At 58.5% G+C, this 26,401-nt stretch carries 19 protein-coding genes and 1 pseudogene; 12 read left to right on the forward strand and 8 right to left on the reverse strand.

Going from position 1 to position 26,401, the window contains the following annotated elements:
* Positions 1–55: 55 nt before the first annotated feature.
* Positions 56–1,531 carry a glycoside hydrolase family 32 protein gene (locus HX830_RS13145; RefSeq protein ID WP_177100611.1) on the reverse strand — a complete coding sequence of 492 codons (1,476 nt, stop codon included), beginning with the start codon at positions 1,529–1,531 and terminating at the stop codon, positions 56–58.
* Between the two features lie 13 nt (positions 1,532–1,544).
* The gene (locus HX830_RS13150; RefSeq protein ID WP_177100612.1) at positions 1,545–2,834 is read right to left on the reverse strand and encodes an MFS transporter; all 1,290 of its coding nucleotides are present in this window, start codon (positions 2,832–2,834) and stop codon (positions 1,545–1,547) included.
* 247 nt (positions 2,835–3,081) lie between these two features.
* Here HX830_RS13150 and HX830_RS13155 point away from each other — a divergent pair, with 247 nt between their 5' ends.
* The 3 genes and pseudogenes from HX830_RS13155 to HX830_RS13165 all read left to right on the forward strand — a co-directional run bounded on the left by HX830_RS13155 (position 3,082) and on the right by HX830_RS13165 (position 5,997).
* Positions 3,082–4,674, forward strand: a complete 1,593-nt coding sequence (locus HX830_RS13155; RefSeq protein WP_177100614.1) for a carbohydrate porin — start codon at positions 3,082–3,084, stop codon at positions 4,672–4,674.
* A gap of 248 nt (positions 4,675–4,922) precedes the next feature.
* A pseudogene (locus tag HX830_RS13160) lies at positions 4,923–5,420 on the forward strand (alpha/beta hydrolase family protein); the annotation flags it as partial.
* Positions 5,421–5,523: 103 nt separating this feature from the next.
* Positions 5,524–5,997, forward strand: a complete 474-nt coding sequence (locus tag HX830_RS13165) for a GNAT family N-acetyltransferase (RefSeq protein WP_177100616.1) — start codon at positions 5,524–5,526, stop codon at positions 5,995–5,997.
* 73 nt (positions 5,998–6,070) lie between these two features.
* On the opposite strand, the gene HX830_RS13170 is transcribed toward HX830_RS13165, so the two are convergent.
* Positions 6,071–6,454, reverse strand: coding sequence for a c-type cytochrome (locus HX830_RS13170; RefSeq protein ID WP_152740353.1), 384 nt, complete (start codon positions 6,452–6,454; stop codon positions 6,071–6,073).
* Between the two features lie 30 nt (positions 6,455–6,484).
* A complete protein-coding gene (locus tag HX830_RS13175; RefSeq protein WP_177100618.1) occupies positions 6,485–7,990 on the reverse strand; it encodes a diguanylate cyclase in 1,506 nt (501 codons plus the stop codon).
* A 377-nt stretch (positions 7,991–8,367) separates the two neighbouring features.
* Here HX830_RS13175 and HX830_RS13180 point away from each other — a divergent pair, with 377 nt between their 5' ends.
* The 5 genes from HX830_RS13180 to HX830_RS13200 all read left to right on the forward strand — a co-directional run bounded on the left by HX830_RS13180 (position 8,368) and on the right by HX830_RS13200 (position 14,908).
* On the forward strand, positions 8,368–11,334 hold the full coding sequence (locus tag HX830_RS13180; RefSeq protein WP_177100620.1) for an MHYT domain-containing protein: 2,967 nt from the start codon (positions 8,368–8,370) through the stop codon (positions 11,332–11,334).
* A gap of 7 nt (positions 11,335–11,341) precedes the next feature.
* Positions 11,342–12,343 carry a response regulator gene (locus tag HX830_RS13185; RefSeq protein ID WP_177100622.1) on the forward strand — a complete coding sequence of 334 codons (1,002 nt, stop codon included), beginning with the start codon at positions 11,342–11,344 and terminating at the stop codon, positions 12,341–12,343.
* Between the two features lie 95 nt (positions 12,344–12,438).
* On the forward strand, positions 12,439–13,359 hold the full coding sequence (locus tag HX830_RS13190; RefSeq protein WP_248746050.1) for an aldo/keto reductase: 921 nt from the start codon (positions 12,439–12,441) through the stop codon (positions 13,357–13,359).
* A 245-nt stretch (positions 13,360–13,604) separates the two neighbouring features.
* A complete protein-coding gene (gene aroQ, locus HX830_RS13195; RefSeq protein ID WP_103494873.1) occupies positions 13,605–14,045 on the forward strand; it encodes a type II 3-dehydroquinate dehydratase in 441 nt (146 codons plus the stop codon).
* Between the two features lie 5 nt (positions 14,046–14,050).
* A complete protein-coding gene (locus HX830_RS13200) occupies positions 14,051–14,908 on the forward strand; it encodes a shikimate dehydrogenase (protein ID WP_152740350.1) in 858 nt (285 codons plus the stop codon).
* Between the two features lie 68 nt (positions 14,909–14,976).
* On the opposite strand, the gene HX830_RS13205 is transcribed toward HX830_RS13200, so the two are convergent.
* On the reverse strand, positions 14,977–15,654 hold the full coding sequence (locus HX830_RS13205) for a TetR family transcriptional regulator (RefSeq protein WP_103494875.1): 678 nt from the start codon (positions 15,652–15,654) through the stop codon (positions 14,977–14,979).
* Positions 15,655–15,721: 67 nt separating this feature from the next.
* On the reverse strand, positions 15,722–17,629 hold the full coding sequence (gene quiC, locus HX830_RS13210; protein WP_177100624.1) for a 3-dehydroshikimate dehydratase QuiC: 1,908 nt from the start codon (positions 17,627–17,629) through the stop codon (positions 15,722–15,724).
* Positions 17,630–17,962: 333 nt separating this feature from the next.
* On the opposite strand from quiC, the gene HX830_RS13215 reads away from it, so the two are divergent.
* Together HX830_RS13215 and HX830_RS13220 are read left to right on the forward strand one after the other, a co-directional pair.
* Complete coding sequence (locus tag HX830_RS13215; RefSeq protein ID WP_103494877.1) at positions 17,963–19,291, forward strand: MFS transporter; 1,329 nt, start codon at positions 17,963–17,965, stop codon at positions 19,289–19,291.
* A gap of 134 nt (positions 19,292–19,425) precedes the next feature.
* The gene (locus HX830_RS13220) at positions 19,426–20,676 is read left to right on the forward strand and encodes an OprD family porin (RefSeq protein WP_177100626.1); all 1,251 of its coding nucleotides are present in this window, start codon (positions 19,426–19,428) and stop codon (positions 20,674–20,676) included.
* Positions 20,677–20,785: 109 nt separating this feature from the next.
* Here the strand turns inward: HX830_RS13220 and pcaQ are convergent, their stop codons facing one another.
* Entirely contained in the window at positions 20,786–21,715 is a 930-nt protein-coding gene (pcaQ, locus tag HX830_RS13225) for a pca operon transcription factor PcaQ (protein ID WP_103494879.1), read from the reverse strand.
* 271 nt (positions 21,716–21,986) lie between these two features.
* Here pcaQ and HX830_RS13230 point away from each other — a divergent pair, with 271 nt between their 5' ends.
* Complete coding sequence (locus HX830_RS13230; RefSeq protein ID WP_177100628.1) at positions 21,987–23,288, forward strand: NRAMP family divalent metal transporter; 1,302 nt, start codon at positions 21,987–21,989, stop codon at positions 23,286–23,288.
* Positions 23,289–23,779: 491 nt separating this feature from the next.
* Positions 23,780–25,912: a TonB-dependent receptor gene (locus tag HX830_RS13235; RefSeq protein ID WP_177100630.1), complete on the forward strand. Its 2,133-nt coding sequence runs from the start codon at positions 23,780–23,782 to the stop codon at positions 25,910–25,912.
* A gap of 54 nt (positions 25,913–25,966) precedes the next feature.
* On the opposite strand, the gene HX830_RS13240 is transcribed toward HX830_RS13235, so the two are convergent.
* Positions 25,967–26,401 (reverse strand): RidA family protein, encoded by a 435-nt coding sequence (locus HX830_RS13240; RefSeq protein WP_177100632.1) that lies wholly within the window; start codon positions 26,399–26,401, stop codon positions 25,967–25,969.

The raw sequence follows: 26,401 nt of genomic DNA on the forward strand, positions 1-26,401 counted from the left end.
TGCATAACAACACCATGACCGGCGGCCGGCGGCACCCATGGCACATCCGCTGTCATCAGAGCCGCAGATCGGCGAGATCCCAGACAGCAGTTTCCCCGAACCGCCCTGCCCCATTGACCGCGAATGCACTGACGGCGAGGCTGTCGGGCCGTGGGTAAATCCGACTGGTCAGGCTATAGGTGCCATCGTCGACGAACACCTCGATGGACGAGCGATCAAGAAAGACCCGCAGGGCGATCTGCTGCTGCCCTGGCGCCACCGGTACGCTACGAACACCGCTTACGCCGGCGCCCGAGCATTGCCTGTCGAGCACCAAACGTCGGGCCATGGCATCGAAGTACAGCAATGTGCGTTCTTGCTGGTCTTCACTGCAGCGCAGCGCCAGGCCAAAGCGCTCGGCGGTGCTACCCGCGAGGTCCAGTTCGAGTTCAAACTCCAGCAGTGCACCGCGAACATCCAGTGAGCAATAGCGTGATTCGATCACGCCGATCTGCAGCGTTCGCCTGGCTTGCCGTAGCGCTTTCAGTTCTCGGGCCGGGCGCATGCGCAACCGTTCACCGTCGCGACTCAACTCGCGCGGCAACGAAAGCGCGCCGCACCAGTGTTGCGCCTGGCTCGGCATCGGGCTGTCCCACATATCCATCCACGCCCAAAGCAAACGTCGCCCGTCTGGCGCCAGCAGTGTCTGTGCGGCATAAAAATCGTGACCGTGGTCAAGCTCGTACAGCTTGCCGCACTCGCTCAAATGCCCGCGGTCATCCAATTGGCCCAGCCGATAGCTGTTCTGGAACTTGTTCCAGTTATCGTAGCCGTCGGGTTTCAAACCTTGCGGCGAATAGAGAAAGACGTCGCACCCGCCGAGCTCGAACAGATCCGGACACTCCCACATGTAGCCGTCCGACTCGCAAACACCTTTCAGGGCGCAGCCCAGGTATTGCCAGTGGTGCAGGTCTTCGGAGCGATAAAGCAGCAACTGCGGGTCGTCTCCCTGGCGCGCCCCCAGGGCCATCCACCATTGCTCGCCTTGCCGCCAGACCTTGGGGTCACGGAAATGCATGATGTCCGGATCCGGTGCCGTCTCGATCACCGGCCCGTGTTTCGTGAACGAGAGGCCATCTGTGCTGCTGGCCAGGCATTGGACCTGGCGGATGTTCCGGTCATCCCCCGAAACACCCAACCAGGTGTGCCCGGTGTAGACCAGATAAAGCCTGTCATCCATGACCACCGCCGATCCTGAAAAACACCCGTCCCGATCGTAGCTATCACTGGGCGCCAAGGCGATGGGCAAATGCTCCCAATGCACCAGGTCGCGGCTCTTGGCATGCCCCCAGTACATCGGGCCCCAGTGCGCAGAGTATGGGTGGTGCTGGTAGAACACATGGTATTCACCGCGAAAATGGACCAGCCCGTTCGGATCATTCATCCATCCCGCCGGAGGCGACAGGTGATAGCCGAGGCGATAGTCATCGCCGCGTTCGGGTATTGTTCTTTCGATGGCGCGATGCGCTTCATCCAGCAGTGCAGCGTGCATGGTGTGATCCTTACTAGGGTTCGTAACGAGTGGCGGATTGAACAATGGCCGGAAGCTCCAGCGGTTCGGTAACCTTGGCGGGAGAAGAGGTGCCGGCTGGATCGGTGCGCAACAAGGTCCATGACAGCAGCAGGCACCCGCCGACCAGGCCAGCCATCAGCACGTAAACACTCGAGAAACCGACATGGTCGTAGCCGTAGCCCACCAGAGGCGAAAGCAGCATCGCGGTCAATTGCTGGGCGAACTGGAAGCCCACCAGATAGATCGAGGCGGACAGGCGCGAATCGAAGTTGAGCGATATGTACTTGAATACCGAAACCAGGAGGATGGGCACTTCCAACGCATGCAACATCTTGCAGGCGGCGACGGTCCAAGCCTGCATGGCCAGCCCGGAGCCCAGAATCCGGACGAACATGATGCTGCCCGCCAGAATCAGTCCGTACTTGGCGCCTGTACGGCTGACCACCCATGGCGCGAACAACATCAATACGGCCTCAAGCAGCACCTGCGATGAATTCAGGTAGCCATAAGCACGGGTGCCCTCCTCCGGGGTCGGGAAGAAAGAGGAGAAATACACCGGAAACTGTTGTTCGTAGATCATGTAGATCCCGCACACACCGGTCAGGTACAAGCTGAATGCCCAAAAACGCGGTAGCCTCAGCAACTTCCAGAGATCGTGCACGCGCACGGGCATCGCTGCCCCCTTTCCGGCTACGCCGGGTTGACTGAAGCGGCTCAAATCCAGCCTGGAGAGGATCAACAAGAACGCAACGCCGGCAGCGCTGCTCAGGTAAAACGCGATATCCGGGTCAATGTTGAAGACCACGCCAACCACACCCGTCGCGCTGGCCCAGCCCAGCGAACCCCACATTCTGGTGGTCCCGAACTCAAGGCCCGCGTGACGCGACAATCGCTCCGTGTAGGACTCGATCACGCCCACGCCCGCGAGCATGGCCAAGGCCAGAAAAGCCGCTCCGACCAAAGCCCCCAACACCACGTTCTGAGCCAGCAGGTGGGCATATACGTAAATCGCAAACGGGGCCGCCGCGCAGAGCAGGATGCCAATCCACACCAGCAGTTTTTTCGACAGGCCAAGCCGATCCTGCAGCGCGCCATAGAACGGCTGAATCAGCAGCGCCGCAATGGCGTTGGCCGCGAAAACAAAGCCGATTTCCGTGCCATTCAGGCCGATGACTCGATGCAGCCAGATCGAGAACAGCGAGTAGCTGGATGACCACGAGAAGAAGAAGAAATACAGCAAACCACTGATGAGCCAGTACTCACGTTTCATTGAGATCGACATGGAACAGTCCTCTTGTTTTTATTTTAGTTAACGTTAACATCGCAACACATTACGCGTCCTGGACGGGCTCGTTGTCAAGTGGGTTGAGTGCAACTGCCGGTGATATCGCGATACGCAAACTGGGTAAAAGCCGCGCTGCCGGCGACTCCAGGAACACTTGCGATCTCTCGCAAATGCCTACTCGACCAGGGACAAGGACTCGTTTGAAAGGTGTGTAGTGCCCCAATACAAAAACAAGAGGGTCAGCATGCGTAATACGCCGCTTCTGGGTATCTTTGCCCTGCTTTTTTCAACCACCAACCTGCTTGCCGAACCAGCCTTGACCGTTGAGGAGCGTCTCGCTCAGTTGGAAGCCAGGACCGCCACCGCCGAGAAGCGGGCAGCGACGGCTGAAACCGACGTTGCCCAATTGCACAGGGAGGTCGAGCGCCTCAAGAGTCAGCTCGCCGTCAATGCCGCGTCACCCACGACAACGCAATTACCTCCAGGCGAGAGAGTCGCCGGGATTGAAACACGCCAGCAGTCCATGGAGCAGCGCACCTCGCCCCTCGCCTCTTCGGTTGATTCGATCCAGGACGTCGCGCAAGGTTTCTCCTTTAGCGCGTATGCCCGTTCCGGGATGATGACCGATGGCGGTGGCGCCGGTCGGGGCGGCCCCAACATCACCCCCGCCGGATCGATTGGTGGGTCGGTTGGGCGCCTTGGCAATGAGGTGGACACCTACGCAGAGGCGAAATTCTCGAAGCAAAGCCAAGCCGATAACGGCACGCGCTCCAAGTACCTGTTTGAGATCGCGGACGGTGTGGAAACCCCCAACGATTGGACCGCGGCGCAAAGCTCGCTCAATGTGCGCCAGTCCTATGCCGAGCTCAGCCATCTGGCGTCATTCCAGAACACCCCCATGCTGCGCGACGCGACCTTATGGGCCGGCAAGCGCTTTGATCGAGACAATTACGACATCCATTGGCTTGACCGGGGCATTGTGTTCCTGGCCGGGACCGGTGGCGGGATCTACGACGTCCGCCTTGCCGATAACTGGCGCATCAATGCCTCCCTGATGAGCCGTTCCTACGGTGATTTCGGTACAGAGGAAAACAAGGACATCCGGAGCTATGTCGCGACCCTCAACCAATTTTTCGATGATGGTCGCTGGCAGCTCATGCTCAATGGTATTACTTCAAGCCAGAACGACGCCAGGCTGATGGACGGCGGCACCCGGCTGAATGCGGCGGGGTTCAGCCCTGCCGAAAGCGGCTCCCATGGCCTGTTCGCCTACCATCGACCAGACTTTTTCGGTCGTGAAGGCTATTTCAAAGCCGCGTTGCTGTACGGCAAAGGACTGGGAGCGGAGGTCAACAACATTGGCGCCGATGGCGACTTGCTTGAGCAGGCCCAGACGTTGCGGCTGGCACTCTATGGTCATACTCGCCTGAATGACGATTGGCGCATCGCACCGACCCTGATTGCCGAACATAGCCAGGATCGCTATGTCCCCGGCGACGACTATCGCTACTTGACGCTCAACGTGCGATTGGCCAATGAACTGAGCCGCAACTTCGAAATGCAATATGAGCTGAGCTGGCAGACCATGGACCTGGATGCGCGGGGCTATGCCGGCCGCCATACAGCCGACGGCGACTATTGGAAACTCACCTTGGCGCCCACCTTCAAGCTGCAAACCGGCGACTTCTTCACCCGCCCTGAATTGCGCCTGTTCGCCACCTATATGAACTGGTCGAGGAACCTCGATAACTTCAGCTCAACCGATGATTTCGGCCAGAAGGGCTTCAGGTCTGGAGGCGTCTGGCAACTGGGGGTGCAAATGGAAACCTGGTTCTAGCGGACGAGCTTCGGCTACATGATGGCGCCTGAACTGATCGAACTGTTGCAGGCCAGGGTGAGCCGCTTTCTACCCGTCTGATGGTCAGCTGGCTGAACCAGCTGCTACGATCTGCGACAGACGGCCCAGCCACCGGAGAATGAAAAGTCTATCGGCCGGGAGCTTGATGACAGCGTGTCGGCTGGATGCAGCCTGTTCTCTGATCGATTTTATTGGCCGTACGTAAACGCCGGGGTCCCCACACGCAGGATCCGCAACGCTTTGCCGAGGACTGCACGGCTCATCCTGTACTTGCCGGCTGCAAGGTTTATCAAGATATTCAGGCCGGGGCCACCGCCGAATCCCGGCAGCGCTTGTCGAGTAATTTAAGCGACCCGCGCGTGGCCGCCATCGTTTCATTGGACCTCGGCCTGTCCCGAGGCTTCACCGATAAAAGCCTTGCAGACCTGCACCGACCAGTACTGGTGATTGCCGCTGGTTGGCCCTCGGAAGAACTGCCGGCAAGGTTGGAGTCAGCGGACTTGGCCAGGCGCCTGCCTCAAGCGTCAGTGCGCTACCTGGAAATCAGCGACGCCACCCACTTCAGCTTCATGGCCCCCTGCAAACCGGACGCTGTGCAACTGATTGAGCAAAACGACCCCGGTGACGGGATCATCTGCCGGGATGGTGATGGGGGCCGCCCGCGGGCGCTGATCCAGCAGCAAGTGCTTGGTGTGATCAGCGAGTTCCTGGCGCAATCGCTCTAGGTGTCTGGTCCCAGGGTGAGAGGGTGCGGATTGAGTGACTTGGGCTGGTTATGCGACTCGTATTCTCTATGATGAGTCACCCGCCATAGCGAGAGTGTTAGTTATGCCAGTTTCTTCAAATCGAAAATCCCCTGTCATTTTATGCCCTGCGTCCAGCAGCGACCTGGAAGATCTGGTAGCTATCCGGATTGAAGCCATGCGCGAAAGCCTTGAGCGGGTTGGACGATTTGATCCTGAGCGTGCGCGAGAACGGTTTCTCGATGGTTTCGACGCGAACAGTACACGCCGTGTGGAGGTGTGTGGTGATCTGGTCGGTTTTGTAGTCATCAAAGACCATCAGCGCGAGCTTCTGCTTGACCACTTGTACGTGATACCTGGCGCTCAAGGGACGGGAATAGGCTCTGAAGTGCTCACCCAAATTTTCAGAGAAGCTGATGAGAACGGGCGTTCAATTAAGGTGGGGGCCCTCAAAGAAAGCGCCTCAAATCGCTTTTACATTCGTCATGGCTTTGAGTTCGTCGAAAGTGGTGAGTTTGATAATTATTATGTCCGCGCCAGCAGGCATGCTGTCAGCTAGAGCGGCTAGACGGATCTCGGTAAGCCAATGGCAAACACACCTAAGTGAGCGATCCGTCTTCAACCTCTAAAAATCATCGACTTTTTGAAATTACACCCTTCATATATTGATTTAAATCGCGAAAATCCTGAACCTTCCAAGCGAATGGCGATAGTTTTACACCATTCTCTCGCAACGTTTTTGGAATCAAGTCTCCATTTGGACGAAGTATTATCGATGACACAATAACGCCCGGATAATCATTTAGTCGTTTTTTGAAAACGGATGTTGTGAGGTCAGGTGCAGGAGGATTGCTTTTATTAGCCAATGGTCCTGTTCCCTTGAGATCTGCTCCGTGGCACATGGCACATCTCTGTGAATAGAGATTTTTTCCATTGGCGTTATCCGCAAAAGACAGTGATGCTTGAATGAGCGATAAAATGCCCAGCGACGCGATGAATAATATTTTCACTTTCATTTTCCATATAGCCCTGTTGTATCAATCAGATCACAACCCGCCACTCACAAACTGGTTACGTCCGAACGCCTTGGCGTTATAGAGAGCCTGATCTGCCACCTCAATCAACCCTTGCAAATGGTCCAGTTGAGACCCCGTGGCTGTGGCAATCCCAATGCTCACACTCAGCCGTCCGAATGGGCTGGTGTTGTGCGCAATGTTTTCTTGCTTCAAACGGTCGAGGATAAGTTGCGCCACCACCGCGGCACCGTCACTGTCGGTGTCAGGCATGATGATGCCCATCTCCTCTCCGCCATAACGTGCCACCAGATCTGACGGTCGCCTTACGCACGCCTCGAAGATTCTGCCAACCGTCTGCAGGCATGCGTCTCCTGCCACATGCCCGAACGAGTCGTTAAAGCGCTTGAAGTAGTCGATATCGATCATCATCAATGCCAGCGTCGTACCCTCACGCTGTGCTCGCCGAGCCTCCATGGCGAGGCTCTCATCAAAGCAGCGCCGATTTGCCAAACCGGTCAGGGCATCCTTCATCGCGAGCAACTCAAGCTGCCGATTCGATGAGAGCAACTGTTGCTGAGCTCCACGCAACTGATCTTCCGCCTGGGTTCGCCGACGGATATCCAGGATCAAGAACCAGCCGATAACACCGGTGAGCCCCAACAACCCCGTCACCACCACCGCCGACAGCAGTGCCTCCGTTCGCCACGCGGCGAGGGCTTCGCGCTTGCCTAGTGCCACAGTCGTTATCAGCGGCAGCCGGTCACTCTTTCGGAAAGCGTAGAGCCGCTCCACGCCGTCCAGACTGGAGGTAAACGACGCAGTGCCGACTGATCGATCGACAAGATACTTTGCATAGATGGGCGACTTGGAAAAGTTGCGTCCCATGTCCTGCTCACGGAAAGGATAGCGAACCAGCAACGTACCGTCGGTATAGGACAAGCCGATAGCGCCCTCCTGCCCTAGGTCGATCGTTCCAAACAACCGCAGGAAGTTTTCGATCCCCAAGGTGACCGCCACTACCCCGGCAAAGGCACCGTGAGGATTATTGAAACGGCGGCTGACGGTGATCACCCATTCCTGATTAGATCGGCTCTGGATTGGCGGACCGATAAAGATCTCACGGGATGGATCGTCACGGTGATGAATGAAATAGGCACGATCAGTACTGTTCGCCCCGACTGGAATCGGCCGGTTGGAGGACATCAACCAGCGCCCCTGATTATCGTAGATCGCAATACTACTGAGCTGTGGCATCAGCGGCTCCTGGCGGCTGACCAATGCACTCAGCCGTTGAATCTGCGCAGGCCCGCTACCTTCGGTTTCCAGCCGTTCGACCAGCCCGAGCAAAAGCAGCGAGCTTTGGCGGACGATGCCTTCGGAATAAGTAGCAAGCGCCTGGGTAAGGTTCAAGCCATGGACGTTCACTTCTTCCAGCGCTCGATCTCGAGAGGCCAACACCTTCCAGACCGTCAGTGATGCCAGGGAGCAACCGATAACCAACAGCAAAAGCACAACCAGATGGGTATCACGCTTCACATTACAACCTTATGGAAAGTCCGGTTTTCCGTTTCAGCGACTATTGGACCAAGGCAATAGCGGCAGCCATTCGTCCTTTTCTTGAACAAGGATACAAGTAGTCGTGGATCGCTGCAGCAACAGAGTGATGAGGGAGGAAGATGCAGACTGCCGAGCTGATCAGCAGGAAAAGCAAACCGATCAGTTGCATCCCCCTGGCGAGCGCATCCTCGCTTCAAGGTGAGTCTTCCCACTCGAAAAGCATTCAAGAACTTAAAGAGGTCGCCGACACAGGAAGTTGCTACTTGCGCCTCGAAAAAGGCGAATCCAATGAACGGCTTCCCATGGACGCCTTCTCATGGAATCGATGACCCTCCTTACAAAGAGATGAACACCATATGGAAGGGTTAAAAGCCTTTTTCATCGACACGTCAATCGATATGCCCTATGTGCACGGTTCCCACAATTCGGGCCTGGTGCTGCTCTCGATTCTGGTGTCGATCTTTTCGGCGACGATGTCGTTGCAAACCGCACAGATCGCGCGCAAAGCTGAAAACGCCTGGTATCGGCACGTCGCCATCAGCACTGGCGCAATCGCCTTGGGTGGCGGCATCTGGACCATGCACTTCATCGGCATGCTGTCATTCGACCTCCACACCCACGTCAACTACGCCACCGCCCTGACCCTGCTCTCCCTGCTACCCGCCTGCGTGGCGTCCTGGTTCGCCTTGCTGATGCTGACAAGGCGTGAAGTGACGCTGCCGCACCTGGTCATGAGCGGCACCCTGGTGGGTTTGGGCATTGGCACGATGCATTACATCGGGATGGCCGCGATGCAAACATCGTTGCAGATGCGCTATGACCCCCTCACCTTTGCCCTCTCTATCTTGCTGGCCATCAGCCTCGCGGTGTTTGCGCTGTGGGTGAGTTACGGGCTGCAACACACCGCGCTCAACTCAATCAGGCGGTTACTGATCAGTGGCACCTTCATGGGCTCGGCGATCGCCGGCATGCACTACACCGGCATGGCCGCCGTACGCTTCATCGGCACCCCGGACAACGCCACCGCCAGCGTACTGATCAACGCGACCTTCGCCTCGTTTGCGCTTTCCACCTTCACCGTCACGGTGACTGTGCTGGTATTTGCGCTCAATGGACTGATGCACTCACGCAAGCTGTACCAGACGATGGAGGAAAACAATCTCAAGATCGAGGACAGCAAGTCACGCATGCGTGCCATCCTCGACACCGCCGTCGACGGCATCATCACCATCGACAGCCATGGATTGATCCAGAGCTTCAACCACTCGGCGGAACGGCTGTTCGGCTGGACGGCCGAGGAAGTCTTCGGCCGTAACATCAAGATGCTGATGCCCGAACCCGACCAGTCTCGGCATGACAGTTACCTCCACAATTACCAGACATCCGGCACACCGAAGATCATCGGAATAGGTCGAGAAGTCATGGGCTTGCGCAAAGACGGTAGCCTGATGCCGATGCGTCTGGCCGTCGGCCGTGTTGATCTGCCCAACGAGTTGCTGTTCGTCGGTTTCGTGACCGACATCACCGAACGCCATACACTGGAGGCATCGCTGCGCGAGACCGCTGAACGGGCCGAACGCGCGGCCACGGCCAAAAGTACCTTTCTGGCCAATATGAGCCACGAAATCCGCACGCCGATGAACTCCATCATCGGCTTCACCGAGCTCCTGTTGCAGGGGGATCTGACATCGATCCAACGCAACCATCTGAACACCGTACGGCAATCATCAAGATCCCTGCTCGGGTTGATCAACGACATCCTCGACACCTCGAAGATGGAACATGGCAGCTTGGCACTTGAGGCCATAGATTTCTCGCTCAAAGGTCTGGCACTGCAGATCGAGTCCTCCCTGCGACTGGGGGCACACGCCAAGCACCTGACCCTCTCCACGCACTACCCGAGCGACATGAATGAATATTTCCGCGGCGATCCGCTGCGCATCCTGCAGATACTGACCAACCTGGTCGGCAATGCCATCAAGTTCACTGAACACGGTCGCGTCGATATCTCGTTCAGCCATGAGCCCGACGGTGTGCATGTGAAGGTCAAGGACACGGGCATCGGTATGACGCCCCAGCAGGCCGAGTCGATATTTGCACCGTTTACGCAGGCCGATGCTTCCATCAGCCGTCGTTTCGGTGGCACGGGGTTAGGCACCACGATCGCGCGCCAGTTGGTCGAGCAGATGAGCGGCCGCATCGAGGTCGAAAGCGCGCTCGGATGCGGTAGCACCTTCCACGTGCTGCTGCCCCTGCCCATCGGACAAAAACCGGCGGCCCTTAAACCCACGACCTACCATCAGGCACTGCCGCCCCTGAAGATCCTGATCGCCGACGACGTCGCCCAAAACCTGGAGCTCCTGACACTGACACTGGGCGCCGGCGGACACACCATCGTGATGGCTCATGATGGGGATGAGGCGGTAGAGAAATTCAGGACTGAACACTTCGACCTGGTGCTGATGGATGTCCATATGCCTCGCACCGACGGCCTGCAAGCCACTCGGCTGATCCGCCAGTACGAACGCACCCACTCTCGCCCTCACACCCCCGTCATTGCGCTTACCGCCAGCGTGATGGCCGAGGACCGGAAAACCGCACGCCAGGCCGGAATGGACGGCTTTGCCGTAAAGCCACTGGACGCGCCACGGTTATTCGATGAGATCGCGCAGGTGCTGAACCTCGAACGTCGCCCCTCGTCCTCCCGCGAGCAGGGTCGAACCGCACCGCCATCCCTGCTGATCGATTGGATAGCCGGCACCTCGCTATGGGGCAGTAAAACGAGATTGGCCAAAGCGCTTGAGCAGTTCCTGAGCGCAACGGCGGTCAACCATCCACTCCCGGATGAAGCAGAGCGCTCAGTTGATTGGGAGGCGACACTGCTCAGTCTCCATAGCATTCACGGCGCAGCGGGTAATCTTGCCCTACCGGCCGTGACTGAGTTGGCCAGCACACTGGAGGACATGGTCAGGACAGGATGGCGCGAGGAAGCACGACCGCAAATCACCCAACTGCGCCTCTTGCTGCAGTCAGCCGCCAAGGAGCTACAGGCCAGTGAGGCACTCGTCGTCGATAACAAAGTACCTCAACCGCCCATGCTGGAGCCCGAACTCCTCGCCCACATGCAGACTCTGCTGACATGCTTTGAGCACAGTGAATTGAACGATGCGGTACTGGAGAAGGTGTGCACGGGCCTGGAAAGTCTCGGCGAACGTGCGCAAGTCCAAGCTTTGCGGACTGCGGTTGATACCTTTGAGTTAGACCACGCTCACACGCTGCTGCTGCAGCTCGTCACCACCCATGCCACGGAACCCCAAGCGTGAGCCGGCTATGAAGCGAATGACAGACCAACGCCCGACCTTGCTGCTGGTCGATGATGAGGCAATCAATCTTCAGGTCCTGCGCCACACGCTGCAGGATGACTACCGACTACTCTTCGCCAAAGACGGGTACAAGGCCCTGGAACTTGTGCGCACTGATCGCCCGGACCTGATTTTACTCGACATCATGATGCCAGGCCTTTCAGGCTACGACGTCTGCACAGCGCTCAAGCAAGATCCCTGCACGAGCGCCATCCCCGTGATCTTCGTCACCGCGCTGAGCGAGGTCGACAACGAGACACGCGGCCTGGAACTGGGCGCGGTCGATTACATAGGCAAGCCCTACCATCCCGGTATCGTCAAAGCCCGCGTGCGCACCCACTTGTCGCTCGTGCAGGCACAGGAGCTGCGCGATACACGCTTGCAGATCATCCAGCGCCTGGGCACGGCGGCCGAGTTCAAGGACAACGAGACCGGCCTGCACGTCATACGCATGAGCCACTTTGCGCAGACGCTGGCCCTGGCCGCGGGCTATAGCCGCTACGCAGCGGATGATTTACTGCATGCCGCGCCGATGCACGACGTCGGCAAGATCGGTATCCCCGACGCCATCCTGCAAAAGCCTGGCAAGCTCACGGACGATGAATGGCAGATCATGCGCCAGCACACCGTGATCGGCGCCAAAATTATCGGTGACCACCCTTCAGGGCTGCTGCATACGGCGCAAATCATCGCGCTGAGCCATCACGAAAAATGGGACGGCAGCGGCTACCCCAATGGACTCGCCGGTGAAGACATCCCCCATGTCGCCCGTGTGGTCGCCATAGCCGATGTGTTCGATGCCCTCACGAGTGAGCGGCCCTATAAACGCGCCTGGTCTGTCGAGGACGCCGTAGGACTGATACGCCAGCAATGCAACCAGCATTTCGACCCTGAATTGGTAGGGATATTTCTGGACTGCCTGCCTGAAATCCTCAAGATACGCGAACGCTGGGCCGATGCTGAATCCTGAGCGCTTGCGCCTGGCTTCCCGCTCAGTTGAATCCGAGTGTCACGAAGGGCTGCCTGGTCCATAACGTCATGAGCAAGGATGATAGGGAAATATTAATGAGCACCTCATCACGAGTATCCCTCACCCCACAAGGGGCGGAGTTTTCACGGATCATCTTTGGCATGTGGCGTTTGAGCGAGTGGTCGCTGTCCGTCCATGAGCGCCGGCAACTGATTGAAGCCGCGCTCGAACTCGGAGTGACAAGCTTCGATCACGCGGACATCTACGGCAACTATCAGTCTGAAGCCTTGTTTGGCGAAGTGCTCGCCGCCGCCCCGCATTTGCGCGAACAGATGCAACTGGTCAGCAAGTGCGGAATCAAGTTGCTCTCGTCTCGGCGGCCGGAGCATCGACTCAAGACCTATGACACCGGTTTCGAGCACATTGTCGCCTCGGCCGAGCACTCACTGCGCGCCCTGCATACCGAGTACCTGGATGTGCTGCTGATCCACCGTCCCGATCCGTTGATGGATGCGGATGAGGTTGCACGGGCCTTCAACGCGTTGCATCAGGAAGGAAAAGTACGGGATTTCGGTGTCTCGAACTTTACCCCCTCCCAGTTCGCCCTGCTCCAGGACAGAATGGTCGCCAACGGTCTGTCACTGGTGACCAACCAGGTCGAATGTTCGCTGCTGCAACTGGCCCCTCTCTATGATGGGACCTTCGACCAGGCTCAACAGCTCAGGTGCGCGCCCATGCTCTGGTCGCCGCTCGGTGGCGGGCGTATTTTTACCGATTCGGACCCCGTGGCCAGCCGAGTCAGGGAGACCCTGACACACCTGGGAGAGCAACTGGGTGCGCCTGCTACAACGGTCCTGATGGCTTGGCTGCTTGCACTGCCCAGCCGGCCACTGCTCATCTCGGGCTCGAGACGCATCGAGGTGCTACGTGAGTCGGTAGATGCCTGCCAGCTAACGCTGACGAAAGATCACTGGTTCGAGCTTCTGAGCTCGGCACAGGGCCATGAGGTGCCGTAGATGGGCGATAACCGCACAGGTTTTCTCTGACTCAAACGGCTCTCCCAAACCCGGCACCAGAGCCGAACCTCCCTGCCCATCACGCTTTGCGGCCGACGTGTGCCCTCTCGTCGGCTTTTCGGCCTTCGCTCAGGCTCAACATCGATGCGCCACCCCGTTGACGAAATTAACCATTTGGTACATTTTCACGACGCCTGCTTGGCTGCCTCTGCCGATGCGTGAAAAAAACAATGGAGGTCATTGCAATGACTCATGTAATCCTGGTGCTCAATGGCCCGAACCTGAACATGCTGGGCACTCGTGAGCCGGCCACTTACGGCTACGAAACACTGGCTGATGTCGCCGATCTGTGTGAACGCACGGCCGCCTCTCACGGTCTGCAAATCGAATTTCGCCAAACCAATCATGAAGGTGAACTCATCGACTGGATTCATCAGTCCCGAGGTCGCTGTGGAGGCATCGTGATCAACCCGGCAGCCTGGACCCATACCTCCGTGGCGATCCGCGACGCCTTGATCGCCGCAGAGTTACCGGTGATCGAAGTGCACCTGTCCAACGTGCACAAACGTGAAGAGTTCCGCCATCACTCATTTGTCTCGGCCATTGCTGTCGGCGTGATTTGCGGAATGGGAACCCACGGCTACCGTCTCGCCCTTGAACATTTCGCCCACCTATTGAAAGTCTGATCGCCATGAACCTGAACAAGAAATCCGTACTGGCCGGCCTGATTGGTGCTGGTATCCAAGCCTCGCGTACACCGGCCATGCACGAACAGGAAGGTGATGCCCAGGGCATTCGCTATGTGTATCGGCTGATCGATCTGGATGCCTTGAAACTCGACGTCAACGGGCTGCCCGAACTGCTCAAGAGCGCTGAACGGATGGGTTACACCGGGCTCAATATCACCTATCCCTGCAAGCAGGCCATCCTCCCCTTGCTCGATGAGCTTTCTGACGAGGCTCGCGGTATTGGCGCGGTCAACACGGTGGTGTTCAGGGAGGGCAAGCGCATCGGCCACAACACCGATTGCCTTGGGTTTGCCGAAGGGTTTCGCCGTGGTCTTGCCCAGGCCGCGCGTCACCGCGTGATACAGATGGGGGCCGGCGGCGCCGGTGCGGCGGTGGCACATGCGTTGCTGTCCGAAGGGGTCGGGCAACTGGCGATATTTGAAGTTGATCCGAGTCGCGCCCAGGCTCTGGTTGATAACCTGAACGCACACTTCGGAGCTGGACGGGCAATTGTCGGGCGGGATCTAGCAGCAGCCCTTGCGGCGGCCGATGGCGTGGTCAATACCACCCCGGTGGGCATGGCAAAACTGCCTGGCACGCCACTGCCGGTGACACTTCTGCACGCCGGGTTATGGGTGGCCGAGATCGTCTACTTCCCACTCGAAACCGAGCTGCTCAAACAGGCTCGCGCCTTGGGTTGCCGCACGCTGGATGGCGGCAGCATGGCCGTGTTCCAGGCAGTCAAGGCCTTCGAGCTGTTCACTGAGTGCCCGGCCGACGCCGAGCGCATGCAGGCGCACTTTAACAGCATGAACAGCTGAGCCCGAAAAACCGAGGCGGTGCGTCTATCAATCGCGCCGCCGCGGGTCTTCGCGCGGGAGCGTGAATATCAGATGCCGGCCTGCAAGTAGTGCAGCACCGACTCGCAAATCATCGCCTTGTGCCGATGCTTGATCTGTTCCTCGGAGAGATCGATCTGGAATATCTCACTGAAGGTATGCCGGTTGGAGACTCGATAAAAACAGAAGGAACTGATCAGCATATGCAAATCGATGGCCTCTACGCCCCGACGAAAAACCCCTTGGGCTTCACCGCGCAGTAACGTTTCCTTGATTGTCTCCAGGACGTGATGGCTCATCGAGCGAATCGCCGGGGACTGCTTGACGTTGGCACCGTTGTGGATGTTTTCGATGCCGACGATGCGTACGAAATCGACATTGCGGTCATGGTGATCGAACGTGAACTCCACAAGGCGCTGGATGGCTTGCAGTGGTTCCAGCTCGGCCAGTTGCAGCTGACTTTCTGTTCGCCTGATGTCGCCGTAGAGCTTCTCGAGGACTTCAACGTAGAGCTGTTCCTTGCTACCGAAGTAGTAATAGATCATGCGCTTCGATGTTTTCGTGCGCTCGGCGATGGCGTCGACCCGCGCACCGGACAAACCCAGGCTGACAAACTCGACAATGGCTGCCTGGAGGATGTCCTTGCGGGTTTGTTCCGGGTTGTTTTTTCGGCCTTTGTGCCGTGCTTCGAGGGGTTGAGGTGCACCGGCATCGGCGAAATTCGTCATTCTGGGCTCACGACCGCGTTGGAGTCGCCCGATTATGGGCTGAGCGTCTCCCGGAAGGAAGTCTCATTCAGAGCCTGGCCTGGCGCACGGCACCTCTACGGGACTTGGCCATCGCGGCCAGTCGCACCGCTACGTTGGCCGCGCCATAGCCGACATAACCATTCTTGCGTTGCAGGATCTCAAAGAAAAAGCGGTCGCCGAACGGCTCCGTGTAGACGTGGAACAACTCGCCACCCTGGGCATCGCGGTCATAGAGCACGTTGAAATAGGCCAGCTCGCTGAGGAACTCATCGTCGAAGTCGAAGCGCGCCGCCAAGTCGTCATAGTAATTGAGCGGGATATCCAACAGCGGCACCTGAGCCGCCTTGGCGCGGCTGACTTCAGCAAAGATATCCTCGCAGGAAAATGCGATGTGGTGCACCCCTGAGCCCTGATAACTGGACAGTGCATGGGAGATCGCCGTGTTACGATTTTCCGAGATGTTCAGCGGCAAGCGCACGGTGCTGCATTGGCTGCGCAACGCCCGGCTTTTGACCAGGCCGTAGGGATCGGGCAACACCACTTCGTCGTCGGCCTCGAAGTCCAGCAAGCTTTTATAGAACAGTACCCAACTGTCGAGACTGTCCGCAGGCAACGCCATCGCCATGTGATCGATGCGCTGCAAGCCTCCTCCCGGCATCGCTTGTGGCTCCAACTTGAAATCGCTGTCGTAGATCGACTTGCCCGCCTCGGTCGGTTCAACCAGATAGATCAGGCTGCCATCCGGCGCACGTACGGAAGGAATCTCGCGTTCGTTGGGACCGACCAGGCCACGGTATGGCTGCCCCTTGTACATCTGCGCGCGTTCCAATGCCGCACTGCCGTTCTCGACCCGTAGCGCCATGGCACATAGCGAAGGACCGTGCGCCTCGAAAAAGTTATGGGCGAACGAATAGGGTTCGGCGTTGAGCACGATCTTGATATCGCCTTGACCCAGCAGGCTGACCGCTTTCGAGCGATGCTGACCGAGACGGGCAAAGCCGAGGTTCTCCAGCCAAGTGGACAGCCGTGCACCCTGGGCTTCATCTACCGCGAACTCGAGGAACTCAACGCCGTCATAGCGGCTTGCCGAAGGTGGGTTGAAGAGTATGTCGGTGTTGATCGGCGCGACGTCTTTTTCCAACAGCCTGCGGGTTTTTTCTTCCAGGTACAGCAGCGAGCGCAGGCCATCCGCCGCGTTGGCTCGAGGCGGCGCGGCACGGAAGCCATCGTTGAAGATTTCCAGCGACAACGGCCCGGTGTAACCGCTACGCAGGATTGGCGCGAGGAATCCGGCCAGATCAAACTCCCCCTGGCCGGGGAAGCAGCGGAAATGTCGGCTCCACTCCAGCACATCCATGGCCAACAGCGGCGCATCAGCCATCTGCACGAAGAAAATCTTGTCGCCGGGAATCTGCGCAATGGCGCTGGGGTCGCCCTTGAGTGACAAGGTGTGGAAGCTGTCGAGCAGCACGCCAAGCGCCGGATGATCGACCTGGCGTACCAGGTTCCACACCTGCTGCCAGGTGTTGACATGACGCCCCCACGCCAGCGCTTCGTAGCCAATCCGCAGGTTTCGAGCGCCGGCGCGCTCGGCGAGCAGGCTCAGGTCATCCAGAAGAATACGTTCATCGCCCAGCGAATCCGTAGCGGTGTTACTGCACACCAGAACCAGGTCGGTGCCCAGCTCCTGCATCAAGTCGAACTTTCGCTCGACGCGGTCGATATTGCGCTGCAAGCGATCACGACGGCAGCCTTCGAAGTCGCGAAACGGTTGAAACAAGGTGATAGCGATACCCAGATCAGCACACATCTGCCGGATGTTGCGCGGACTGCCATCATCGTAAAGGAGATCATTTTCGAAGATTTCCACACCGTCAAAACCCGCGGCCGCAATGGCTTCGAGTTTCTCCGGCAAGGTACCGCTCAAGGAAACGGTGGCAATCGAACGCTGCATGCTGCGGGCTCCTGGATGAATGCGGCTGCTACGGGCCGCCCTGTTAAAGCACCGGATTGATCAGCCTGTTCGGGGCCATGCTGGGTGCTGCAGCGAATTATTCGCTTGAGAAATTAGCACGACAATCACAAATGTACTAACCAGTTAGTTTTGTGTTCGATTATCGAACAGAAGCCGCCTTTGCCAATTGACGCTGTTTCGCTCGCTGCTCAAAACTAGCTGCACATTCATAGGACGAGCCCGCAACACCGTTAGCCAATGCCTTGGGAATTTAATCGTCCCCGGTCGTGTCACCCGCCAGCTCATAACAATTTCAAGAATAGGGCCTTAGCCATGTTTCAAACCGAAGTAACTTCCCGCACAACTGCGGCGCCCCCGGGTATCGGTGAAAAAATCCGCGATGCCATGGCCGTTGGCAAAACCCGCTGGGGCATGCTCGCCCTGGTATTTTTCGCCACCACACTGAACTACATAGACCGCGCCGCCCTTGGCATTATGCAGCCGCTCCTCGCCAAGGAAATGAGCTGGACGGCGATGGATTACGCCAACATCAACTTCTGGTTCCAGGTCGGTTATGCCATCGGCTTTGTGCTGCAAGGCCGCTTCATCGATCGGGTCGGGGTCAAGCGTGCGTTCTTCCTGGCCGTGTTGCTGTGGAGCTTCACCACGGGCGCCCATGGCCTGGCGACCTCTGCCGTCGGCTTCATGGTCTGCCGTTTCGTTCTCGGCCTGACCGAAGCCGCCAACTACCCGTCCTGCATGAAGACCACGCGACTGTGGTTCCCAGCCGGTGAGCGCGCTGTCGCGACCGGCATATTCAATGCCGGGACCAACGTTGGCGCGATGATGACCCCTGCCCTGCTGCCCTTGATCCTGTCCGTATGGGGCTGGCAAGCGGCGTTCATCTGCATGGGCCTGCTGGGCTTGATCTGGGTGGTGTGGTGGAGCTTGAAGTACCACAACCCCGAAGATCACCCCACCGTGCGCCAAAGCGAGCTGGATTACATCAATAAGGACGTCGAGCCGGCGTCGGCCAAAGTCCCCTTCTCACGCATCCTGCGTATGCGCGGCACCTGGGCGTTTGCCTTGGCCTATGCGCTCACGGCACCGGTGTTCTGGTTCTACCTGTACTGGCTGCCGCCGTTCCTCAATCAGCAATACAACCTGGGTATCAGCGTTACCCAGATGGGTATTCCGCTCATGCTGATCTGGTTGACGGCCGACTTCGGCAGTATCGGCGGCGGGATCCTTTCTTCCTGGCTGATCGGTCGCGGCATGCGTGCGACCACATCGCGACTGCTATCGATGTTGATATTCGCGATCACCATCATCGGCGTGATTTTCGCCGCCAATGCCAGCGGCTTGTGGATTGCGGTACTGGCCATTGCCCTGGCCGTCGGCGCACACCAGGCCTGGACTGCGAATATCTGGAGCCTGGTGATGGATTACACGCCCAAGGACCTGATCAGTACCGTGTTCGGTTTCGGCGGCATGTGCGCTGCGATTGGCGGCATGTTCATGACCCAGATCGTCGGCGCGGTACTGACCGCGACAAACAACAACTACAGCGTGCTGCTCATGATGATCCCGGCGATGTACTTCATCGCCCTGATCTGGATGTACTTCATGTCCCCGCGCGATGTTGAAGTCATCAAGGACTGATCACCCTTGATTGTTGGTAAAAGAGGCCGCCCTCCAGGCCTCTTTTCTTGAAGCATTCCCCGCAAGAAATGTTCAAAAGCACTAACCAGCCCCGAATTCGATGCCCTCATATAACTATAAGAAGGTCCCTTGCCATGCCCGAAATTCGTCATCTCATCAGCGCACTTCCAGCCGCTGTCGCCGCCAGCGTCCTTGTTCCAGTCACCACCCAGGCAGCCGGATTTATCGACGATGCCAACGTCAATCTGAATATTCGGAACTTCTTCATCAATCGTGATTTCGTCAACCCCGCCAACGCGCAACGCACTGCCCAGGAGTGGACCCAGAGCTTCATCCTCGACGCCCGCTCCGGCTTCACCCAAGGCACGGTCGGCTTTGGTGTCGATGTGCTGGGGCTGTATTCAATGAAGCTCGATGGCAGCAAGGGCACGGGGGGCACGCAGTTGCTGCCCATCCACAGTGACGGCTCTCCGGCAGATGATTTCGGACGTACTGGAGTGGCCGTCAAGGCGCGCTTTTCCAAGACGGAGTTGAAGGTCGGTGAATGGATGCCCGTACTGCCCATCCTGCGCTCCGATGACGGCCGCTCGCTGCCGCAAACCTTTCGCGGGGGACAGATCACGTCCAGGGAAATCGACGGCCTGACGCTTTATGGCGGCCAGTTCCGTGGCAACAGCCCACGCAACGATGGCCTCATGGAGGACATGTCGCTATTCAACGTGCCGAAGGTGACGTCCGACCGCTTCAACTTTGGTGGTGCCGAATACACCTTCAACGACAATCGCACCCAAGTCGGCGTGTGGCATGCCCAATTGGAAGATATCTACCAGCAACAGTATTTCAACCTGACTCACCGTCAGCCGATGGGCGACTGGATACTGGGCGCCAACCTCGGTTTCTTCACCGGAAAGGACGATGGCAGCCATCTGACAGGTCATCTTGATAACAAAACCTGGTCAGGGATGTTTTCGGCAAGGTACGCAGCCAACACCTTTTACCTCGGTCTGCAAAAGGTCAACGGCGACAACTGGATGCGGGTCAATGGCACCAGCGGCGGCACACTGGCCAACGACAGCTATAACTCCAGCTTCGACAACGCCGGCGAGCACTCCTGGCAACTGCGCCATGACTACGACTTCGCCGCCCTCGGCATCCCCGGCCTGACGATAATGAACCGCTACATCCGTGGCGACAACGTGCACACCACCAGTACCAGCAACGGCCGGGAGTGGGTGCGGGAGTCGGAGCTGGCTTACGTCATTCAGTCAGGCACCCTCAAAAACCTGTCGCTGAGGCTACGTAACTCAAACATGCGTCGAGACTACAGCACCAACGAGTTCGACGAGAATCGGTTGATTATCAGCTACCCGCTGTCGCTGCTGTAACAAGACGAAAAAAGCAGGGCGCCGGTCAACTGCGCGCCCTGCCGAGTTGCAGCCTGTGGCGCAGTTCCCTGATATCACCTCACGCAATATTGCCCCTCTATCCAAATGGTTACGGATAACGTCCATCTCGATACTCCTGCCCGACCTCCCGCAGCACATCCACACACCACTGGGCCGCCAATGGCATCGGCAGCGCCGGATTGCTGCACAGCCCCACCGAACCACCGGGCTCGCGAATCCCCAGCTCCAGCTCCACCAACTCACCTCGACTCAGGTCTTGCCGTACAGCGTCGAATGGCGCCACCCAGATCGCCTGGCTGCACTGCACGTAACGTCGGCTCAAGGTTAATGACAGGGTTTCCAGTCTCTGGCTTGGCGGGCTGATGCCATGCTGCACAAACAGACTGTCGGCAAACTTGCGAATCGTCGTCCCCGCCAATGGCAATACCAATGGGTAGTCTTCAAGATTTTTAGGCGCCCGCGAATCGGCCAATAGCGGATGGCCGTTACGCACCACCAAGGTCATGGACTCGCTGTACAGATGTTCGAATGCCAGCCCAAGAATCTGCGGACTCTCGGTCATGCGGCCGACCACCAGGTCCAACTCACCGACCCGCAGTTGGGACAGCAGGTACGCACTCGGCCCAGTGACCACACTGACGACCAGCGCAGGATGTCGAGCGTGCAAACGGCAGACGACTTCCGGTACCAGCAAGCTTTCCACGGTGGAGAGTACGCCGAGCCTCGCGGTGACAGGTTCATGCTCGCCGGAACGCAAGCTGTTCACCCCCTCGCGTAGCGCTTGTACACTCGGCCCCGCATAACGCAGAAAAGCCACCCCGGCTTCAGTCAACACCGCACCGCTTTTACTGCGCGCGAACAGAGTTGTGGCCAGCAGGGTTTCCAGCTCTTTGAGGGTTTTGGAAAGCGCCGGCTGGCTGATCGCCAGTTTGTCCGAGGCGCGCGTCAGACTGCCTTGGCGGGCCACTTCGAGAAAACACAGCAGATGGCGGAATTTGATGCGGGTATCGATGTTCACTATGGACCTTGCCTGTCGGGTGAATGGATGAAACTGTTCGACCTGGAGGTGGATGACCGTCGCCAGTACTATCTGTGCCGATGCTCAGGTAGCTAACTGTCGAGGGATGGCGCCAACCTTTATGACTGGATCAAACGTTTGAAACAATAGCCCTGTATTCATATAGAGATGGGCAACCTTGACCTCTATACTTGTCATCGGTGTAAACCGTTGCCCCTCAACAGCATCGCTCACTCCCCCCTTCCCGGCGCAGCACTCTTGAGGTGTATCGATGGACGTTGAACGCGCTCCCCGTACCAATATTTTCCGGGTTCTGTGGGGGCGCCTGAAAGAGCACCCGCTGTCGAAGCTGGGCCCCGGGCTCATCACCGGCGTGGCCGACGACGATCCCAGCGGTATCGCCACCTACTCACAGGCGGGCGCCCAATTCGGCTTGAACATGCTGTGGACGATGCCGCTGACCTTTCCCCTGATGGCCGCCGTTCAATCGATGTGCGCCAACCTCGGCCGAGTCACCGGCAAGGGACTCGCGGCCAACATCAAGACGGCCTTTCCACCCATTGTGCTACAGAGTGTCGTTCTGCTCCTGCTCATCGCCAATACCCTGAACATTGCTGCCGACGTGGCCGCCATGGGAGAGGTGGCGGAACTGGTCAGTGGCATCAACCGACACCTCATGACCGCGCTCTTCGTCTTCGGGACACTGGCACTGCAGATGTTCGTCCCTTACCACCGCTACGTGTTTTTCCTGAAGTGGCTGACGCTTTCGCTGCTGGCTTACGCCGCCGTACTGTTTACCGTGCATATCCCGTGGGAGCAGGTCGCCCTGCGTACCGTCTGGCCCCACTTCACCCCGGACGCGACCGCTGCCGCGGTGGTCGTCGCGATGTTCGGCACGACCATCAGCCCTTATCTGTTTTTCTGGCAGACCTCTGAAGAAGTCGAGGACATGCAGAACCCACCCCTGAATGCACCGCTCAATCAAGACCCGCGCGAAGCGCGCAAGGAGTTGCAACGTATCCGCTGGGACACCTGGAGTGGCATGCTCTACTCCAACATCACCGCCTACTTCATCATTCTCGCGACGGCCGTAACCCTGAACGTGGCTGGCGTGACCGACATCAACACCGCGGCACAAGCCGCCAGCGCCCTGCGGCCACTGGCCGGTGACTTCGCCTACCTGCTCTTCGCCCTCGGCATACTCGGCGTTGGCATGATCGGCGTACCGGTGCTCGCGGGCTCTGGCGCCTACGCCCTTTCCGAAGCGTTGGGCTGGAATGAAGGCCTCGAACGTAAAGTACGCGACGCCCGGGGGTTCTACGGCATCATCGCCATCAGCGTACTTGCCGCGCTGGCCATCCAGTACTCGCCCATCAGCCCCATGAAAGCGCTGTTCTGGAGTGCCGTGATCAACGGGGTCGTGGCGGTGCCGCTGATGGTGGTCATCATCATGCTGGTGTCGAAGAAATCGGTGATGGGAGACTTCACGGCAAGCCGGCCGTTGATTGTCCTGGGCTGGGTGGCGACGGCCGTGATGGGGGTGGCGGCGGTGGCGATGTTTGTTCTGGGGTAGGACTCAAGGGGTCAGGGCCTTTATTGATTGTGTGCTTCAGGTGCTCCGACGGGATGTTGCCGAGACGGAGCACCTAGGCACTACCCACCGTTTGTCATCGCGGGCAAGTCGCGTACCCACGGGTTATCCATCCCCTGTGGGAGCGTGGCTTGCCCGCGATGACGTTTTGATCGCCCCACAACAACATCAGAGTTACGCATCTAAATTATAAATTTAATGCCTATTTTTTATAATTAACTTATAACTAATCAGACTTTTACAGCCGCTTAATATACAAATATTGTTACAACCATCACCGACCCCTGACCAGGTGGAGGCCCACGGAACTGCGCGTTTTTTCCGGCCGACATCACTCCACGGTCAACCGCCGCACCCAAACCTGAAACCGACTCAAACCGCCGCTGCCATGGCTTTCGGATCATGGCCCCGGCAACGCTTTGCCCAAAAAACATAACGACACCAACGTCACTTCTACACACCAGGGGTTCACCATGCACGACATCTTCACTTCAAACCGTCTGACGCTGGCCATATCGTTGGCTCTGTTCGGATTGTCGGCCCACGCCGACGAAGACACCAAGGAGGGAGCCCTCCCCGTTGTCACGGTCACGGCCGAACACCACGCCGAGGACTTGCAAAAGACCCCGCTGGCGATCTCCGCATTCGACGAAAAAGCCCTTGAGGACAAGCAGATCAAAAGCATCCGCGACCTTTCCGGGCAAGTACCGAACCTGAGCCTGAGCCGTCAGTCGATTTCCTACAGTGCGCAGACCTACGGCATTCGCGGCATCGGCGAGACCGATCCGATCCAGGAGTCCGCCGTCGCGGTCTACGCCGATGACCTGTATATCCCACGGGCGATTTCCTCGATGCTCGACTTCAACGACGTCGAACGCGTCGAAGTCTTGCGCGGCCCCCAGGGCACGCTCTATGGACGTAACAGCAGCGCGGGAGCGATCCGGGTGATCACCCGCGACCCGACCCAGGAAACCCGGGGTTTCTTCGAACTCGGCGCCGGCAACTACGACGCGCAGAACACCCGCCTGCTGATCAGCGGCCCGTTGGTGGACAACGCCTTGTTCGGGAGTTTTTCGGCGATTCGCCTGAGCCGGGACGGCACCGTTTCCGACCCGACCCGCGGCAAGGACGTGAACAACATCGATATCCAGTCCTACCGCGGCAAGCTGCGCTTCAATCCCATCGATTCGCCGTGGGACGTGCAACTGACCCTGGCCGGCACCTTCGACCGTGGCGACACCACCAGCTACACCCCCTTTGATGCCAACGGCCACTTCGACAAATTCACCAGCTACAGCAGCCTCGATCCGAAGAACCGTCTCGATCAGGGCAGTTCGGTACTGCGCGCCATCTATACGATCGATGACCACTTGAACTTCAAGTCGGTGACCGCCTACTCCGCGTTCAACCAACCCGTGGACTATGACAACTCGGGACAGGCCGCGCTGATTCAGCAGAACCTGATCACCTATAACCAGAACTATGGCACCCAGGAATTCCAGCTCAACGGCGACTACGACGATTTCAGCTTCAGCACCGGCCTGTACCTGTACCGTGAAAAATTCGAAGCCGACCGTGACAGCCTGACCTACTCGATTGCGCGCAACCAGGTGATCGGCCAGGGCCAATACAGCACCACAGACACCGAAAGCTACGCCTTGTACGGCCAGGGCAGTTACAAGATCACGCCCCGGCTGTCGCTGATCGCCGGGCTACGCTCTACCCATGAGCACAAGAACTTCGACTACACCAACTACGCCATCAATACCAACCGGCAGATCACCGGCACCAACTTCACCGCCAATGTGAGCCAGTCCTGGCAATCCACCAGCCCGAAACTCGGCTTCGAATACGCCTGGACCGCGCATCTGAACCAGTACGCCTACGTCGCCAAAGGTTTCAAGGCCGGTGGCTATGACAACCGCGCACCGACCCTGGCCGCCGCCGAACAGGCCTTCTCCCCGGAAGACGTCACCACCTGGGAAACCGGCTTCAAGGGTGACTTCTTCGACCAACGCCTGCGGGCCAACGTCGCCCTGTTCTACAACGACTACAAGGACCTGCAGACCAACGCCTACGACCCGGCGCTGGGCGTGAGCCTGCGGACCAACGTCGGTCGGGCCCACACCTACGGCGTCGAGCTGGAAACCCTGACCGCACTGAGCAGCGACCTGCAACTGACCGCCAACCTCGGCTACCTGCAAAGCAAGTACGACGACTTCGCAAATGCCAGCGGCGCCGGCGTCAATGCCGACGGCAAGCAGTTGGTGTACTCGCCACGCTGGAACGCCAGCGTCGGCCTCAACTACACCATCCCGATCGGGCTGCCCGGCACCTTGCAGGCCGGCACCGACGCGCAATTCCAGACCAAGTCCTACGCCAATGCGCTGAACGATGATATCCAGGAAATCCCGACACAAACCTTCTGGAACGCCCACACCAGCTATGTCAGCGGCGACGGTCACTGGACCACCACGCTGTCAGTGAAGAACCTGCTCGACCGGGCCTACCCGCAAGCGGTCGGTTATGTGCCCTCCAGCGGTGCTCGCTACTACTCGATCAACGACCCGCGAACCCTGTTGTTGTCGGTGCGCTACGATCTCTGAGCGCTGATCACACCCTGGTGATCAGCGCTTTCCACTGAATGACAGGACGAGCAATCAGGCCGTCCTGGCCGCTATCGCCTCGACTTCCACCAGGGCGCCGGGCAATGGCAAGGCCACCACTTGCAAGGCCGTACGTGCCGGTTTGTTGGGCTGCTCGCGGGTGCCGAAAAACTGCGTATACCCGGCTTGCAGTCCGGCAAAATCGAGCTTGCCGCCCGCCTCCTCGGCGCCTACCAGGAACACTCGCAACTGCACGATATCCCCCAGGTCCAGATCTTGTTGCTGGAGGATCTTGCGCAGCTTGTTGAACACTGAAACGGTCTGCACCTCGGTATTGCCATAGGCCGCCGGAGTACCCGCCGAGGCTTGCGGGTCAGCGAGGTCCGGCAAGGTGCCACTGACGAACACCAGGCCGGCGGAGGCCGGCACGGTCACGGTTTGCGAGATAGGGAAATCGCCGACGCTGGTACGTTGAATGCTGCTGCTCAT

Origin of the sequence: Pseudomonas gingeri (genome assembly GCF_013385425.1) — a bacterium.
GTDB lineage: Bacteria > Pseudomonadota > Gammaproteobacteria > Pseudomonadales > Pseudomonadaceae > Aquipseudomonas > Aquipseudomonas gingeri_D.